Genomic DNA, 16,247 nt, shown 5'->3' on the forward strand with positions numbered 1-16,247 from the left:
GTATGAAAAACTTAATCGAAGCGTCGTTGACTCACACGCGTACAGTTTTATCTATTTTCATCTTGTTGCTGATCTCGGGGTGGGTGACATATCAAACCATCCCTAAAGAAGCGAATCCTGATGTCACCATTCCTTTTATTTATGTGTCGATTATTCATGACGGTATTTCCCCTGAAGATGCTGAGCGGCTATTAGTTAGGCCAATGGAGATTGAGCTCCGCTCGATTGAAGGCGTAAAAGAAATGTCAGCGGTGGCAAGTGAAGGGCATGCCTCTGTGACCCTTGAATTTATCGCGGGTATGGATCCCAAAGAAGCCTTAGCTGATGTACGAGATAAAGTCAGCTTAGCTAAGGCGAAACTGCCTTCTGAATCAGAAGAACCAGAAGTTCATGAAATCTTGATGGAAGACGAGCAACCGACTATTACATTAACCTTATCCGGTGATGCGCCAGAGCGAGGTTTGTTAACCCTTGCTCGTAATCTTAAAGATGAACTAGAAAGCATTTCTAGCGTATTAGAAGTTGATGTAGGTGGTGATCGCGAGGACATGGTCGAAATTGAGGTCGATCCACTGGCGATGATTTCTTATGGTCTTGAACCGAGTGACATCATTCAACTGCTATCAAATAACAACCGCTTAGTTGCTGCCGGTACACTTGATACTGGTAAAGGACGCTTTGCTGTAAAAATCCCGTCGGTATTTGAGACGATTCAGGATGTCATGGAGCAACCCGTGAAAGTCGTTGGCGATAGGGTGGTACGTTTTATGGACGTAGCAAAAATTCGTCGAGCGTATAAAGACCCAACCTCAATCGCACGTATTAATGGCCGCCATGCGGTTTCGCTGGAAGTAAAAAAACGTGCTGGTGAAAATATTATTGATACGGTCGAACAAGTGAAGCAAGTGGTCAATGAGGCCAAGAAAATATGGCCTGATCATATACGCGTTGATTACACCGGCGACATGTCAAAAGACGTAAAGATGATGCTTTCTGATCTGCAAAATAATGTGCTGTCTGCTGTATTATTGGTGGTTATCGTTATTGTGGCGGTACTTGGTGCGCGCACGGCATTTTTAGTGGGTATTGCCATTCCCGGTTCATTCTTAACGGGGATTTTAGTGATCTCTGTGTTTGGTTTAACGGTGAATATCGTGGTGCTCTTTGCGCTCATCATGGCTGTCGGTATGCTGGTGGATGGCGCAATTGTTGTTAGTGAGTTTGCAGACAGAGCAATGAGTGAAGGCAAACAGCGCAAGGTTGCATATAAACTGGCTGCAGAACGAATGGCATGGCCAATTATCGCCTCTACGGCAACAACATTAGCGGCCTTTGCCCCGCTGATATTTTGGCCGGGAATGATGGGCGAGTTTATGAAATACTTGCCGATTACACTTATTGCTACCTTGTCTGCATCATTACTTATGGCACTGGTGTTTGTACCAACTATTGGTGGACTAATAGGTAAATCAAGGCCGCTTTCTGAGCAGCAAAAACATGATTTAGAGTTAGCAGAGTCTGGCGATTTAACACAAATTAAAGGGATGCTAGGGCGTTATATTCGAGTGCTTGATTATGCAACAGAGCGTCCTTGGTGGAGCCTTGCTGCTGCAATCGTGTTTTCTATTATGGTGTTTTTTGCCTTTGCTATTTCTAAGCTTGGCGTTGAGTTCTTTCCTGATGTTGAGCCAAATGGCGTCAATATCAAAGTACGTTCTTACAGTGACTTATCCATCTTTGAAAAAGACGTGATCATGAAAGATATTGAGTCGCGCATCCTAAAAGTGGAAGGTATAAAAACTCTGTACGCACGTACTGGTGGTAAAGATCAAGTAGGCACGTTTAGAATGAATCTAAAAGATTGGGATGAGCGTCCGCTCGCAGAAGATATTATCAGCCAAGTTAACGAAATCACGGCAAGTTATGCCGGTGTAGAAATTGAACTTCGTAAAGATGAAAACGGCCCGGGTGGTGGTAAAGCGTTAAGCATTGAGCTGAGCTCTCGGTTTGTTGATGTGCTTAACAGTGAAGCTAAACGAGTAAGGCAAGCTATCGAGAATGATGGCGCGTTTCGAAATGTTGATGACAGTGCTTCAAAACCAGGTATTGAATGGCAACTTAAATTGAACCGTTCGGATGCGGCTCGTTTTGGTGCCGATGCCAGTATGTTAGGGGCAAATGTTCAGCTTATTACCAATGGCTTGAAATTAGGGGAATACCGTCCAGATGATGTGGATGACGAGATTGATATTCGCGTACGTTTCCCCCATGACAAACGTGATTTAGGACGTCTTGAAACGTTACGTGTAAAAACCATGCACGGGCAAGTGCCAATTAGTCACTTTGTTGAGCGTCAAGCAGCGCCTAAAGTCGATACTATCCGTCGTGTAGATTCTCAGCGCGTTGTTACCGTTAATGCAGACATGAAGCCGGGTGAACAACTTGCCAAGGCATTGCCGCGCTTACAAGCGCAATTAGAAGAGCAAGGATTAGACCCTCGCGTGAAAATTAAAGTGCGTGGTGAAACTGAAGATCAAGATGAATCAGAAGCCTTTCTTGAGCAGGCTTTTGTGGTTGCTCTATTTGTGATGGGTATCATTTTGGTGACGCAATTTAATAGCTTTTATCAAGCATTTTTGATTTTAAGTGCTGTGCTATTTTCAACTGTGGGTGTGTTCTTAGGTTTAATCGTATTACAGCAACCGTTTGGTATTGTGATGTCAGGTATTGGGGTTATTTCGCTTGCAGGTATTGTGGTTAATAACAATATAGTATTGATTGATACCTATAATGTTTTACGAAGCCAAGGTCTGGCTGCCAAAGATGCGATTTTGCGAACCGGTGCACAGCGTTTGCGTCCGGTATTGCTAACGACTGTTACCACCATTTTGGGATTGATGCCAATGGTACTCCAAGTGAATATTGATTTATTTAACCGTCACATTGATTTTGGTGCGCCATCTACTCAATGGTGGGTGCAATTGGCAACGGCTGTCGCTGGTGGCTTAACATTTGCCACGGTGTTGACACTTGTGCTTACACCGTGTTTGTTAATGCTGCGAGATCGTCGTAGATAGTAATAGGTAAATTCGTTACCGATTAATTAAAAATGAGTGACCCTAGTGTTGGGTCACTTTAATCATCAGTAAAAAGAAGCCTAAAACTAACGCTGATGCGACCAAAATGTATACAAAGCCATTTTTACCTTGCTTAATTGGTACTCGATTGTGTTTTAAAAATAGGTACCATGCTACACACAGTACAATTGGCAACAAAAATAATATACGAAACATTTCTTAGCCTTTTTCGGTATTTACGTACACTTTAAGCATAAATATGCAGAATTTAAAGCGATACTTTCATCTTGTTTGACTTCCAATTGATCAATTTTTTGGTACAGTTAACCAGTTAACTATAGAGCACATGCTTTAATTTTAGCTACACTAAGACATGTATACTAATAAGGTCCATACCTAAAAGGTGGACATTTGTATAATTAATAATTCAAAGTGAAAATTATTAGTATATAATGTATCCAAGAGTGAGACGGGCAAATTTCACTCTTAAGTTTATTAATTTAAATCATCTAGTAGGAGATGTATTTTATGATGGGTAAAACAGTTTCTTCTGAAGAAAACTCGAAATTAACGAAATGGCTTAAAACTAAACGCCACGAGAAAGGTCACACAATGCGTAGCCTTGCGCAGGTTTTAGGTACGCCGCATTCTTTTATCGGTAAAATTGAAAACCAAGAACGTCGACTAGATGTTATTGAGTTCATACGTTATTGTGATGCTTTAGAAGTTGACCCGTACGAAGGTCTTAATTTGCTAAAAGACGCATAATTTTTTAGTGCTTTGTGGTGAAATAACACTACTAAAGTAATACAAATAGTGCAGGGAGGCGCTATTAAAATTTCACCATTTATCTCTCCTCTAAAATTACTTTCGTATCTAACTTGTTAAATCCCTTTGATGATAGTTGTTTTCTAGTGCATAAAGCTTATGCCTAATTAAAAATAAGAAAATTAATGAAGGTAAAACCATAAGTGCTGTCACTACAAAGAACATCGCCCAATTTCCTCCTAACCAGTCATCAATGAGCACGCCGCTATAACTTGAAAGTAAAGTTCTACCTAAATTACCTAATGATGCAAGTAGCGCATAGTGAGTGGCACTAAATGCTCGGTCGCAAAGCATAGATATAAACGCCACCATGGCAACGAGAGACCAAGCCTGTGTAAAACCATCAATAATGATTGCAAACGCGTAAAGGCTCAATTTAGGGCCTGCTATAGCAATCCAAGCGAAGGCGAGATTTGAGGCTGCCATCGCAATACCACTAATAAATAAGCCTTTAACAATGCCATATCGTTGGTTAAACAAACTACCTAGAAAGGTGAAAGCGATAGTAAGTACTGCCGTACCTACTTTTGAGAAGGTAGCAATATCGCTATTCGAGAAGCCCACTTCTTTATAAAACACGATAGACATTCGCCCTAAGAAGGCCTCGCCGATTTTAAATAAGAAAATAAAAGCTAATAAAGCCAATGCTGTTTTTACCCCGTTACGGGCGAAGAAGGTTCTAAAAGGATCAAAAACGGTTACAGCAAGCCATGCAATAACTTTAGCAAAGCGAGTTTGCGTACTACCAGCCAGCTTTTGTTGATAGGTTTGCTCAAGCTCTGCTTGAACTGCATCGCGATTTGATTCTGGTTCTTTCGCCCAAAATACGCTGCTCATTAATAGCAGCATCACGACAGATAGGAAAAAGTAAACTTGTGGCCAATCAATTGAAGGAATGTCGGCCATATAAAACGGTAGGGCGCCTAATAGAGCATAGCCGCTCCACCAACCTGAGGTTGCCATTGCTGCCGCTGCGGTGGCTTTATGGCTCTCATTTTCTGCCAAAGTGTCGATACGAAATGCATCAATAGCAATGTCTTGAGTTGCAGATGCTATTGCAATCACTAAACACAGTGCGGCAGCAAACCAAAGGTTGGCTTTGATATCGAGCCCTGCAAGCGAAAAGGTTCCAATAAAAATGACTGACTGACAGAGTAAAATCCAGCTACGGCGCTGGCCTAGCCAGTTAAATAAAAAGGGTAACTTTACACGGTCAACGAGCGGTGACCATAAAAAGTTAATGCTATATGCACCAAACACGATGCCAAACAACCCAATCATGCTGCGGCTTAGGCCTTCATCTTTTAGCCAGGCCGACATGACAGAGCCAATCAATACCCACGGAAAGCCGCTGCTAATACCAAAAATAAATATATTAATTAAACGTTTATCTTTGAAGTATGAGAAATACTCTGAAAAAGAAAGGGTTTTTGTCATAGTGTTGCCAGTTTAAGGGGCGTGCGCCCCTATTTATTATTGATTAGCGTCAAGCACTTTTACGTTTAAGATAACAACAGGATCTTTGGGTACAAAGCTGTAACCAATTTTTTCATTGAAAGCAGTTTCGACACGCATGATTTTGTCTAGAGTTTCGTAGCCATCCATGACCATACCAAATACAGCAAAGCCCCAATCACGACCTGGATTAAGATGGTCGTTGTCGTCCATATTAAAGAAGAATTGACGCGTACCTGAGTGTGGTTTACGGTCTTGGTATGCCATTGCGATACTATACATATCGTTTTTTAACCCGTTGCCACTTTCATTGAAAATAGGGTCACCTTCGTACAGACCATCGTAGTCTTTATCGTAACCACCGCCTTGAATTACAAAATCACGTTCGTTGTCTTCATCACGTTCAACACGGTGAAATACACTACCTTGATAGCTACCATCGGCAACGTAAGTTAGAAAGTTATTTACTGTAATTGGTGCCCGTGAACGATCCATTTCGACCACAATACTGCCAAGCGTAGTAACAATTTCTACGCGCGGAAACATATTGTCTTTTTGAATAAACTTACCTTCAGTCGCTGCGAATGAACTGTGAGCAAAAAACAATAAAAAACTAAGTAATAAAATGCGTTTCATGGTTAACCTTCTAAATAGGCGATTAATTCTGGGTCAGATACAATGCGTGTTATAACCTGTTCAGTCAACTTATTAAGTTGACCTTCTATTTTTGCACGGTCATGACTGAGTGGTCCTTCAAGATTTGCGTTGCCGCGGTATATCTTACTAAAGTTACTTGTACTTTTAATCACTCTTAAACCAAACTCCACATTTGCAGCACTACTGTGCGTCATCATCTTTTCGGTGACAGTTGCTTGCAACTTATGAATATCTAATTCAAAACGTGTAGTTGCTAAGTTTGAAATGTTTGCACCATTACGGCTTAGAGCACTGTCTAAGGCACTTTTCACAGAATCAGCTATTCCAGGGCTTGCAAGCGTTTTTACTTTGTCTGAACCAATGATTTTAAGGGTCACATTGTCACCACGTAAGTCAATTACGCTGGTGCTAACATTACTGTTAATAGTTGAAATTTTCCCGCCTTGATAAACGGGGTTCAAAATTAACTGATTTGGCTGATTGCTACACGCAGATAGGGCGGCTAGCAAGCATAAAGGAAGTATTTTTTTCATTTAGTTAGCTCCATTAATTATTCTTTGTAGCACTTAGTACGACAAACTTTTTATTAGATCCTAATAGCTTACAATTGCCGAACATGCGTTTTAACTTTTCATGATAGTCTAGATGACGATTACCAATAATTCTTAATTCACCACCGTGCTTTAATGTTTGTTTTGCCTGTTTGAACATTTGCCAAGCGATATGATCGGTGACCGCTTGCGCTTGGTGGAATGGTGGGTTACATAAAACAAGGTCAACACTGTTAGGTTGAAAATCGGTTAAACAGTCGTTTTGAACAAACTCACACTGGTCTAATTGATCAGGTAAATTGTGAGTTATGTTCAATTTGGCTGATTCAACGGCCATATAGGACTCATCAACGAAGGTTACATGGGCTTTAGGGCAACGTTTGAGAGTCATCAACCCAACAACACCATTACCACAGCCTAAATCAATGATGCTGCGGGCTTTACTTGTTTGTGGCAAATAGTTAAAGAAAAAGCGCGCGCCGATATCTAATGAGTCCCGAGAAAATACATTTGCATGATTTTGAATTTCAAATTCACTGCCTTCAAGTGGCCAGTTAACAGGAAAGGGGGCTACTTTATTAAGACCACTGGTTTTACTGATAATTAAACGGGACTTTTTAACCGCTAAGCTGGTTGATGTTTCACCGATATACTGACTAAAAGCCTTTATAGTTGAGTTATGAATGTCTTTCGTTTTTCCAGCTGCAATAACATCAATGTCAGCAGGTAAAGCTGCACTGATTGCGGCAAGTTGATGCTGAAGATAGCCTAAATTGCGTGGCACTTTTAATATCACTAAATCAACCTGATTAGGTAATGCTGCTAATGAGTCCAGTTGCGTTAAAGAATCTGTTGATAACTCATTGGTTTGTAAATTATAGCGGGTAGCTTGATGACCAATATACGAGTCGTTAACTGAATAAACTGTTAACGTATTAAAGGCACAGGATAAGGCGCCAAAACTGTCATTGAGTATCAGGATTGAATTTGCATCTGGGTAGTGCTCTTGTACATAATTGACAAGGTACTCATCGCCTGAGTCCCATGCTTGAAGACTGCGATTTTTTTGATCTAACGGAAAGCGTTCTAGGGTATAGGTGTTATCACCGAGCTGTGCTTGGGTGGTCATCATGATTTTACGAAAGTATTAATGTATAGGTAAATTCTAACATGCAACAGCCAAACGCCAACCCTAATCATCTACCTGATGGGTTTTCTTACCAAGCCAATACATTGAGTGCGCAAAAAAGCCTCGAATTATTTTACTTTCTTCAGCAGCAGCTCAATTGGCAGCAACCGGCTATAAAAGTGTACGGAAAAAGCCATGTGATCCCGCGTTTGCAATGCTTTTTTGCTGATCAGAACGTAAATTATGGTTACTCGGGTTCAAAATTAATCGTTGAGCCTTGGCCAGAGGTACTTGATGCTATGCGTGTACGCTTATCAAGAACTTTGCAGATACCATTTAATGCGCTTTTAGTTAATTTGTATCGAGATGGTCATGATTGTATGGGCTGGCATAGTGACGATGAGAAAGAACTTGGTGAGCAACCAACAATCGCGTCTGTATCACTAGGGGCCGAACGTGTATTTAAAATAAAGCACAAATATAAAAGTGAACAATATAGCATTGTGCTGCAAAGTGGTAGCTGTTTAATCATGAATGGTTTTAGCCAGCGCGATTACCAGCATAGTTTGCCGAAGCAGCAAAGACTCAAACACCCTCGAATTAACCTTACCTTTCGTTCAATCATATAAAATCATTGGCAAATTGAGCCATGCCCTTGATATAGTAGCTGGCAATTATTTTCTTATGAAAGGTCTATGACACATGTCAATGCAACAACAAATTGAGCAAAAGCTTGCTGCGGGTATCGAATGTAAACACCTGAATGTTGTCAATGAAAGCCATATGCATAGTCGTGGAACTGAGTCGCATTTTAAAGTGGTGGTTGTGAGTGAAGAATTTGCAGGTAAACGTTTACTTGCCCGTCACCGTCAAATTAATGAGCTATTAAAAGATGAATTAGCAAATCACATTCATGCATTAGCGATTCACACATTTACTCCCGAAGAGTTCAGTGAACAACATGGACAGGCACCTGAATCACCAAAGTGCTTAGGCGGCTCAAAGTTCGACTAAATTAGCAGGACAGTCACTCAAAGTTAGAAGGACAGTCACTCTAGACTGCTGGTTACTTGGGTGTTTTAAGCTCGAAAAATTTACGTGGGTCTGAAAAGTTTTACTGATCAGACCTGTATTTTAACTATTAGCCTTTAAACTAGCGCTAATTTTTATTGTGATAGATATAGGATGATCAATGGTCATTAAGCCGAAAATTCGTGGATTTATCTGCACTAACGCGCATCCAGTAGGGTGTGCTGAGCACGTACAAGAACAAATTAATTATGTGAAAGCGCAAGGACCACTGAGCAATGCACCTAAGAATGTATTAGTGATAGGTGCGTCTACAGGTTACGGCCTAGCATCACGTATCACGGCTGCATTTGGTGGCGGTGCTAAAACGTTAGGTATTTTCTTTGAAAAAGAAGGTAGCGAACGCAAAACGGGTTCTGCAGGTTGGTACAACACAGCAGCATTCCAAGCAGCCGCTGAAGAAGCTGGTTTATGGTCTAAAAATATCAATGGCGACGCGTTTTCTAACGAAATTAAGCAAAAAGCAATTGATACTATCAAAGCTGATCTAGGTAAAATTGATTTAGTTATTTACAGCCTTGCGTCACCTCGCCGTACTGATCCAAATACAGGCGAAACTTACTCATCTACGCTTAAGCCAATTGGCTCTGATATCACCACGAAGAACTTAAATACTTCAAAGCGTGTGATTGATGAAGTAACGGTTGAAGCAGCAAACCAAGAAGACATCGACAATACAATTAAAGTAATGGGCGGTGAAGATTGGGAAATGTGGATTGACGCATTAAAAGAAGCGGATGTACTAGCTGATAACTTCAAAACAACGGCTTACACTTATATCGGTAAAGAATTAACATGGCCAATTTACGGTCATGCGACAATTGGTAAAGCGAAAGAAGATCTTGACCGTGCAACGCAAGCAATCAAAGAGTCAACAAAAGGCTTAAATGGTGAAGCGTATGTTTCTTCGTTAAATGCGGTTGTGACACAAGCAAGCTCGGCAATTCCAATTATGCCTTTATATATCTCTGCTTTATTCAAAGTAATGAAAGCAGACGGTACTTACGAAGGTACCATTGAGCAAATTCACTCACTATTTACTGAAAACCTTTACGGTGAAACACCACGTTTTGACGAAGGTGGTCATTTATTCCAAAACTACAAAGAGTTAGAAGATGATGTTCAAGCTCGTGTACAACATGTTTGGGATACAGTAGATACAGATACAATTGACGAATTAACGGATTACGTGGGTTACCATAATGAGTTTTTACGTTTATTCGGTTTTGGTATCGAGAGTGTAGATTACGAGCAAGATGTGAATCCTGATGTTGCGATTTCACAGTTGATCGATTAATCGCTGAACAAACTTGATTTTGTAAAGTCGCTTTTTTAAGCGACTTTTTTGTTTCTGGATGAAAATAAAACTTCATCAATAGCACTTTGGTCTATATTGAATTTTATTCAAAAGGTTTTTGTAGTCTAAATAACCGTATCTGTCGTATAAATTTCATATTTGCTCTCGCATAGTCACCCTGATTGATGTTAAAATTCGGGCAATATATGTGAGGAGTTTACTGCGTTGCTTGTTTGGGGTGTTAAACAGGCTATTCTTTGATACTTAGAGTTTAACTTGAGCATATCAAATGGCGACGTGGTTGGTACGATTTTTCAGTTTCTTTCCGTTAATGTAATGCAAGTGCGTATGATCAACATAAAAAAAGGTCTGGATTTACCGATAGAGGGCGCACCTCAGCAAGTTATTCACGATGGTTCTGCCGTCAAACGTGTAGCTGTGCTAGGTGAAGAATATATTGGTATGCGTCCAACCATGCATGTTCGCGTGGATGACCAAGTCAAAAAAGGCCAGGTACTTTTTGAAGACAAAAAGAACCCAGGCGTCTTATTTACTGCACCAGCTTCTGGGGTAGTTAAAGAAATCAATCGTGGTGCTAAACGTGTGCTGCAATCTGTTGTTATTGAAGTTAATGGCAGTGAGCAAATCACCTTTGACTCTTTCAAGGCCGACAAGCTTTCGGGCTTAGACCGTGAAAAAGTGAAAGAAGTACTAGTTCAGTCAGGTCAATGGACAGCACTACGTGCTCGCCCATTCAGCAGAGTAGCTGCTTTGGATGCAAATCCTAGCTCTATCTTTGTAACGGCTATCGACACTAACCCGCTAGCTGCAGATCCTGCAGTAATCATTGCTGAAAACACTCAAGCATTTGAAGCAGGTTTAGCTGTGGTATCTCGTTTAACTGACGGCAAAGTATTTGTTTGTAAACAAGCTGGTAGCCAAGTGCCTAGTTCATCAATCCCTCAAGTAGAAGTACATGAGTTTGGTGGCAAGCATCCGGCAGGTCTTGTTGGTACACACATTCATAACTTAGACCCAGTTTCTGCAAGCAAGCAGGTTTGGCACTTAGGTTACCAAGACGTAATCGCGTTTGGTAATTTATTCCTAACAGGTGAAATCTTCACAGACCGTGTTGTTTCGCTTGCTGGTCCACGTGTTAAAAACCCACGCTTAGTGAAAACTCAGCTAGGTGCATCTTTAGATGATTTAGTTGCTGGTGAATTAGAAGACGGTGATAACCGTGTAATTTCTGGTTCTGTATTATCAGGCGCTATCTCTCAAGGTCCACACGCGTTCTTAGGTCGTTACCATGTTCAAGTATCTGTATTACTTGAAGGTCGCGAAAAAGAGCTATTCGGTTGGATCGCACCAGGTGCTAACAAGTTCTCAGTAACACGTACCTTCTTATCTCACCTTGCTCCTAGCCGTCTATTTAACATGACGACTTCAACAGGTGGTTCGAAGCGTGCCATGGTTCCAATTGGTAGCTATGAGCGTGTTATGCCTTTAGACATCCTACCTACACTATTATTACGTGATTTAATCGCACGTGATCTTGATGGTGCTATTTCGTTAGGTGCGCTAGAGCTTGATGAAGAAGATTTAGCATTATGTACCTTCGTTTGTCCGGGTAAATACGAGTACGGTTCAATCCTACGCGATTGCTTGACTACGATCGAGAAGGAAGGCTAGAGAGATGGGTTTAAAGAAATTTCTAGAAGATATTGAGCCGCATTTTGAACCGGGTGGTAAACACGAAAAATGGTATGCGCTTTACGAAGCTGCAGCGACTATTTTCTACACGCCTGGTTATGTAAATAAAGGCAAAACACACGTTCGCGATAACATCGACCTAAAACGTATGATGATTTTAGTGTGGATGGCGACGTTCCCTGCAATGTTCTTTGGTATGTTCAACATCGGTCATCAGGCCGCTGGTGCTTTAGCGCAAGGTTTTGAACTAGCAAACACATGGCAAGTTGGTTTGTTCCAATTATTCGGTGGTGAATTAACTGCTGATTCTGGTTGGGGCGCGAAAATGTTTTACGGTGCCTGCTTCTTCCTACCAATATACGCAGTAACATTTGCTGTGGGTGGTTTCTGGGAAGTACTATTTGCTTCAGTGCGTAAGCACGAAGTAAATGAAGGTTTCTTCGTAACATCTGTATTATTCGCACTAATCCTGCCTGCGACGATTCCTTTATGGCAAGTTGCACTAGGTATTACGTTTGGTGTTGTAATCGCTAAAGAAATCTTTGGTGGTACGGGTCGTAACTTCCTTAACCCTGCTCTTGCCGGTCGTGCATTCTTATTCTTCGCATACCCAGCGCAAATTTCAGGTGACACAGTATGGACAGCAGTAGATTCATTCTCTGGTGCAACTATGCTTGGCCAAGCTGTTGTTGGTTCACTTGATTACAGCAACATGGAGCTATGGTGGAATGCGTTCTACGGTTTCATTCAAGGTTCTATGGGTGAGACGTCAACACTAGCACTATTAATCGGTGGTTTATTCCTAATTTACGTGCGTATCGCTTCATGGCGTATCGTACTAGGTGTATTCCTAGGTATGGTTGCAACGGCATTCTTACTAAATACAATTGGTTCAGAAACTAACGCTGTATTTGCTATGCCTTGGCACTGGCACTTAGTGCTTGGTGGTTTTGCATTTGGTATGTTCTTCATGGCAACAGACCCAGTATCTGCATCATTCACAGACAAAGGTAAGTTCGCTTACGGTGCGTTAATCGGCTTTATGGTTGTAATGATCCGTGTTGTTAACCCGGCATTCCCAGAAGGTATGATGCTAGCAATCTTATTTGCTAACTTATTTGCACCATTATTCGATCACTTTGTAGTGCAAGCTAATATCAAGCGGAGGTTGGCACGTAATGTCTAGTAATAACGAATCAATCGGCAAAACGCTAACCGTTGTTGTTGCACTATGTTTAGTGTGTGCAATTATCGTATCGTTTGCTTCAGTTCAGCTTCGTCCTTTACAGCAAGCTAACAAAACACAAGATATTCAACGCAATATCTTAGCGGCTGCAGGCATTGAAGTATCAGGTACTGTGTCAGATACCTTTAACTCAAAAATTGAAGCACGTGTTGTAGACATGAACACAGGTGAGTTTGTTGAAGGTGCTGATCCTAACTCATTTGACTTCGAGAAAACAAAATTCGACCAAGCTCGTAGCTTTGCGTTGAAAGCAGAAGGAATTAAAGACATCGCTGGTATTCAGCGTATGACAAAAAATTCACCTGTATATATTTCGAAGAAATCTGATGGTTCTACAGACGCAATCATTCTACCAATCCAAGGTTATGGCCTTTGGGGTGTAATGTACGGCTTCTTAGCGCTTGAAAGCGATGGTGAAACAGTTAAAAACATCAACTTCTTCAAGCACAACGAAACGCCAGGTCTAGGTGGTGAAATCCAAAATCCACAATGGACTGCTAAATGGCAAGGTAAAGAGTTACCAATCAATATCATGAAGAGCGGTGCGAAGAACGAACATCAAATCGATGGTCTTTCTGGTGCAACATTAACTTCAAACGGTGTTGATCACACAGTTGACTTCTGGACTGGCGAGCATGGCTTTGGTCCATTCCTTGCGAAAGTACGTGAAGGAGCGTTGAAATAATGGCTGATACTAAAGAAATGAAGTCGGTCCTATTTGGCCCGGTATTCGCAAATAACCCGATCGCATTACAAGTACTAGGTATTTGTTCTGCGCTAGCGGTAACATCAAGCTTAAAAAATGCACTAATTATGTCAATCGCATTGACACTAGTAACTGCGTTTTCTAGCTTGTTTATTTCGTCAATTCGTAACCACATCCCATCATCTGTACGTATCATCGTGCAAATGACGATCATCGCATCACTTGTAATCGTTGTTGACCAAGTATTGCAAGCATTCTCTTATGCAACAGCTAAAGAGCTTTCAGTATTCGTTGGTCTAATCATTACAAACTGTATCGTAATGGGTCGTGCTGAAGCATACGCAATGAAGTCACCACCGTTAATGTCTTTCTTAGATGGTATCGGTAACGGTTTAGGCTACTCAGTAGTACTACTAACTGTTGGTTTCATCCGTGAGTTATTCGGTAAAGGTTCACTATTCGGTGTTGATATTATCCCATTAGTACAAAATGGTGGCTGGTATCAACCAATGGGTCTATTGATTTTACCACCGAGTGCATTCTTCATTATTGGTTTATTCATCTGGGTACTTCGTACCTTCAAGAAAGACCAAGTAGAAGCAAAAGCGTAAGGGGCGAGCAGTGGAACATTATATTAGTTTATTTGTAAAAGCGGTTTTCATTGAAAACTTAGCTTTAGCCTTCTTCCTAGGTATGTGTACTTTCCTTGCTGTATCAAAGAAAGTAACAACGTCAATCGGCCTAGGTGTGGCAGTTATCGTGGTACTAGGTATCTCAGTACCTGTAAATAACTTGGTTTATCACGCTGTTCTTGCACCAGGTGCATTAGAGTGGCTTGGCTACCCAGAAGCAGACCTTAGCTTCTTACGTTTCTTGACTTTCATCGGTGTTATTGCAGCACTTGTACAAATTCTTGAAATGGCATTAGATAAGTTCTTCCCTGCACTTTACAACGCGTTAGGTATCTTCTTACCACTGATCACAGTTAACTGTGCGATCTTCGGTGCGGTATCTTTCATGGTTGAGCGTAACTATAACTTCGGCGAGTCTGTTGTTTATGGTATCGGTTCAGGTGTGGGCTGGGCACTAGCAATTACTTTACTTGCTGGTATCCGTGAAAAAATGAAGTACTCAGACGTTCCTGATGGCTTACGTGGTTTAGGTATTACTTTCATCACTGTTGGTCTTATGGGTCTTGGCTTTATGTCATTCTCTGGTATTTCACTTTAATAGGTAGCGAGGATAAATCATGAATGAGATTTTCTTAGGCGTTGGTGTTTTCATCGCTATCGTTGTTATTTTAGTTTTAGTTATCATTGGTGCTAAATCTAAATTAGTAGCAAGCGGCGATATCATCATCGGAATTAATGGCGACCCAGAAAAAGCTATTAAAACATCTGCAGGTAGCAAGCTATTAGGCGCGCTAGCTGATTCAGGTATCTTCGTTTCATCTGCATGTGGTGGCGGTGGCTCTTGTGGTCAGTGTCGTGTACACATCAAAGAAGGTGGCGGCGATATCTTACCAACAGAACTTGATCACATCTCTAAAGGTGAAGCTCGTGAAGGCTGCCGTTTAGCGTGTCAGGTAAATGTTAAGAACGACATGGAAATTGAACTTGAAGAGTCAATTTTCGGTGTTAAGAAGTGGGACTGTACTGTTATCTCTAACGATAACAAGGCAACGTTCATCAAGGAACTTAAGTTACAAATCCCTGATGGCGAGTCAGTACCTTTCCGTGCCGGTGGTTATATTCAAATTGAAGCACCAGCTCACCACGTTAAATACGCTGATTTCGATATTCCAGAAGAGTATCGTGGCGACTGGAACCACTTCGGTTTCTTCGATCTGGAGTCTAAAGTAGACGACGAAACAATTCGTGCATACTCTATGGCTAACTACCCAGAAGAAGAAGGCATCATCATGCTTAACGTGCGTATCGCTACGCCGCCGCCAAGAGACCTAAGCCTTCCATGTGGTAAAATGTCTTCGTACATTTGGTCATTAAAAGAAGGTGATAAAGTGACTATCTCTGGTCCATTCGGTGAGTTCTTCGCGAAAGACACTGATGCAGAAATGGTATTCGTAGGTGGTGGTGCAGGTATGGCACCAATGCGTTCACATATCTTTGACCAACTTAAGCGTTTACAATCTAAGCGTAAGATGAGCTTCTGGTATGGTGCGCGTTCTAAGCGTGAAATGTTCTACGTAGAAGATTTCGACGGCTTAGCAGCAGAAAACGATAACTTCGTATGGCACACAGCACTGTCTGATCCACAACCAGAAGATAACTGGGAAGGTTACACAGGCTTCATCCATAATGTACTTTATGAAAACTACTTGAAAGATCATGAAGCGCCTGAAGATTGTGAGTTCTACATGTGTGGTCCTCCAATGATGAACGCGGCTGTTATCAACATGCTTAAAGATCTTGGTGTAGAAGACGAAAACATCTTATTAGATGACTTCGGTGGCTAACACCATACACAAAACAATTAGTT

The 16,247-nt window shown here is 41.3% G+C and carries 16 protein-coding genes; 11 read left to right on the forward strand and 5 right to left on the reverse strand.

Annotation, left to right across the window (positions count from 1 at the left end; translation table 11 throughout):
- Positions 1–2 precede the first annotated feature (2 nt).
- The gene (locus L1266_RS10060) at positions 3–3,077 is read left to right on the forward strand and encodes an efflux RND transporter permease subunit (protein ID WP_235377461.1); all 3,075 of its coding nucleotides are present in this window, start codon (positions 3–5) and stop codon (positions 3,075–3,077) included.
- A gap of 42 nt (positions 3,078–3,119) precedes the next feature.
- Here the strand turns inward: L1266_RS10060 and L1266_RS10065 are convergent, their stop codons facing one another.
- Positions 3,120–3,293: a hypothetical protein gene (locus L1266_RS10065; protein WP_171043836.1), complete on the reverse strand. Its 174-nt coding sequence runs from the start codon at positions 3,291–3,293 to the stop codon at positions 3,120–3,122.
- 312 nt (positions 3,294–3,605) lie between these two features.
- Here L1266_RS10065 and L1266_RS10070 point away from each other — a divergent pair, with 312 nt between their 5' ends.
- Positions 3,606–3,845 carry a helix-turn-helix domain-containing protein gene (locus L1266_RS10070; protein WP_054554271.1) on the forward strand — a complete coding sequence of 80 codons (240 nt, stop codon included), beginning with the start codon at positions 3,606–3,608 and terminating at the stop codon, positions 3,843–3,845.
- A gap of 108 nt (positions 3,846–3,953) precedes the next feature.
- Here the strand turns inward: L1266_RS10070 and L1266_RS10075 are convergent, their stop codons facing one another.
- The 4 genes from L1266_RS10075 to L1266_RS10090 are packed head-to-tail and all read right to left on the reverse strand — an operon-like array spanning position 3,954 to position 7,697.
- Entirely contained in the window at positions 3,954–5,342 is a 1,389-nt protein-coding gene (locus L1266_RS10075) for an AmpG family muropeptide MFS transporter (RefSeq protein WP_199529510.1), read from the reverse strand.
- Between the two features lie 36 nt (positions 5,343–5,378).
- A complete protein-coding gene (locus L1266_RS10080) occupies positions 5,379–5,996 on the reverse strand; it encodes a peptidylprolyl isomerase (protein ID WP_054554273.1) in 618 nt (205 codons plus the stop codon).
- 2 nt (positions 5,997–5,998) lie between these two features.
- A complete protein-coding gene (locus tag L1266_RS10085) occupies positions 5,999–6,550 on the reverse strand; it encodes a YajG family lipoprotein (RefSeq protein ID WP_054554274.1) in 552 nt (183 codons plus the stop codon).
- 13 nt (positions 6,551–6,563) lie between these two features.
- Positions 6,564–7,697, reverse strand: a complete 1,134-nt coding sequence (locus tag L1266_RS10090; RefSeq protein WP_054554275.1) for a methyltransferase — start codon at positions 7,695–7,697, stop codon at positions 6,564–6,566.
- Positions 7,698–7,738: 41 nt separating this feature from the next.
- On the opposite strand from L1266_RS10090, the gene L1266_RS10095 reads away from it, so the two are divergent.
- The 9 genes from L1266_RS10095 (at position 7,739) to nqrF (ending at position 16,224) form a co-directional block, all read left to right on the forward strand.
- The gene (locus L1266_RS10095; protein ID WP_235377462.1) at positions 7,739–8,326 is read left to right on the forward strand and encodes an alpha-ketoglutarate-dependent dioxygenase AlkB family protein; all 588 of its coding nucleotides are present in this window, start codon (positions 7,739–7,741) and stop codon (positions 8,324–8,326) included.
- Positions 8,327–8,399: 73 nt separating this feature from the next.
- On the forward strand, positions 8,400–8,711 hold the full coding sequence (locus tag L1266_RS10100) for a BolA family protein (protein WP_054554277.1): 312 nt from the start codon (positions 8,400–8,402) through the stop codon (positions 8,709–8,711).
- A gap of 178 nt (positions 8,712–8,889) precedes the next feature.
- The gene (gene fabV / locus L1266_RS10105; RefSeq protein WP_235377463.1) at positions 8,890–10,083 is read left to right on the forward strand and encodes an enoyl-ACP reductase FabV; all 1,194 of its coding nucleotides are present in this window, start codon (positions 8,890–8,892) and stop codon (positions 10,081–10,083) included.
- 348 nt (positions 10,084–10,431) lie between these two features.
- On the forward strand, positions 10,432–11,775 hold the full coding sequence (locus L1266_RS10110; protein WP_235377507.1) for a Na(+)-translocating NADH-quinone reductase subunit A: 1,344 nt from the start codon (positions 10,432–10,434) through the stop codon (positions 11,773–11,775).
- A gap of 4 nt (positions 11,776–11,779) precedes the next feature.
- Positions 11,780–12,982, forward strand: a complete 1,203-nt coding sequence (locus L1266_RS10115) for an NADH:ubiquinone reductase (Na(+)-transporting) subunit B (RefSeq protein WP_054554279.1) — start codon at positions 11,780–11,782, stop codon at positions 12,980–12,982.
- Positions 12,975–13,727 (forward strand): Na(+)-translocating NADH-quinone reductase subunit C, encoded by a 753-nt coding sequence (locus L1266_RS10120; protein ID WP_054554280.1) that lies wholly within the window; start codon positions 12,975–12,977, stop codon positions 13,725–13,727. The genes L1266_RS10115 and L1266_RS10120 overlap by 8 nt, the downstream gene beginning before the upstream one ends.
- On the forward strand, positions 13,727–14,359 hold the full coding sequence (locus L1266_RS10125; protein WP_054554281.1) for an NADH:ubiquinone reductase (Na(+)-transporting) subunit D: 633 nt from the start codon (positions 13,727–13,729) through the stop codon (positions 14,357–14,359). Before L1266_RS10120 ends, L1266_RS10125 begins: the two co-directional genes overlap by 1 nt.
- Positions 14,360–14,369: 10 nt before the next feature.
- Positions 14,370–14,978, forward strand: coding sequence for an NADH:ubiquinone reductase (Na(+)-transporting) subunit E (gene nqrE, locus L1266_RS10130; protein ID WP_016708692.1), 609 nt, complete (start codon positions 14,370–14,372; stop codon positions 14,976–14,978).
- 19 nt (positions 14,979–14,997) lie between these two features.
- The gene (gene nqrF / locus L1266_RS10135; RefSeq protein ID WP_130052183.1) at positions 14,998–16,224 is read left to right on the forward strand and encodes an NADH:ubiquinone reductase (Na(+)-transporting) subunit F; all 1,227 of its coding nucleotides are present in this window, start codon (positions 14,998–15,000) and stop codon (positions 16,222–16,224) included.
- Positions 16,225–16,247 lie beyond the last annotated feature (23 nt).

The organism is Pseudoalteromonas sp. Cn5-37 (assembly GCF_021532495.1).
Taxonomy (GTDB): Bacteria; Pseudomonadota; Gammaproteobacteria; order Enterobacterales; family Alteromonadaceae; genus Pseudoalteromonas; species Pseudoalteromonas simplex.

Excerpts from the sequence above, each read along its gene's own strand:
- L1266_RS10060 (WP_235377461.1), top strand. The coding sequence starts at position 3 with ATGAAAAACTTAATCGAAGCGTCGTTGACTCACACGCGTACAGTTTTA.
- L1266_RS10065 (WP_171043836.1), bottom strand. The coding sequence starts at position 3,293 with ATGTTTCGTATATTATTTTTGTTGCCAATTGTACTGTGTGTAGCATGG.
- L1266_RS10070 (WP_054554271.1), top strand. The coding sequence starts at position 3,606 with ATGATGGGTAAAACAGTTTCTTCTGAAGAAAACTCGAAATTAACGAAA.
- L1266_RS10075 (WP_199529510.1), bottom strand. The coding sequence starts at position 5,342 with ATGACAAAAACCCTTTCTTTTTCAGAGTATTTCTCATACTTCAAAGAT.
- L1266_RS10080 (WP_054554273.1), bottom strand. The coding sequence starts at position 5,996 with ATGAAACGCATTTTATTACTTAGTTTTTTATTGTTTTTTGCTCACAGT.
- L1266_RS10085 (WP_054554274.1), bottom strand. The coding sequence starts at position 6,550 with ATGAAAAAAATACTTCCTTTATGCTTGCTAGCCGCCCTATCTGCGTGT.
- L1266_RS10090 (WP_054554275.1), bottom strand. The coding sequence starts at position 7,697 with ATGACCACCCAAGCACAGCTCGGTGATAACACCTATACCCTAGAACGC.
- L1266_RS10095 (WP_235377462.1), top strand. The coding sequence starts at position 7,739 with ATGCAACAGCCAAACGCCAACCCTAATCATCTACCTGATGGGTTTTCT.
- L1266_RS10100 (WP_054554277.1), top strand. The coding sequence starts at position 8,400 with ATGTCAATGCAACAACAAATTGAGCAAAAGCTTGCTGCGGGTATCGAA.
- fabV (WP_235377463.1), top strand. The coding sequence starts at position 8,890 with ATGGTCATTAAGCCGAAAATTCGTGGATTTATCTGCACTAACGCGCAT.
- L1266_RS10110 (WP_235377507.1), top strand. The coding sequence starts at position 10,432 with ATGATCAACATAAAAAAAGGTCTGGATTTACCGATAGAGGGCGCACCT.
- L1266_RS10115 (WP_054554279.1), top strand. The coding sequence starts at position 11,780 with ATGGGTTTAAAGAAATTTCTAGAAGATATTGAGCCGCATTTTGAACCG.
- L1266_RS10120 (WP_054554280.1), top strand. The coding sequence starts at position 12,975 with ATGTCTAGTAATAACGAATCAATCGGCAAAACGCTAACCGTTGTTGTT.
- L1266_RS10125 (WP_054554281.1), top strand. The coding sequence starts at position 13,727 with ATGGCTGATACTAAAGAAATGAAGTCGGTCCTATTTGGCCCGGTATTC.
- nqrF (WP_130052183.1), top strand. The coding sequence starts at position 14,998 with ATGAATGAGATTTTCTTAGGCGTTGGTGTTTTCATCGCTATCGTTGTT.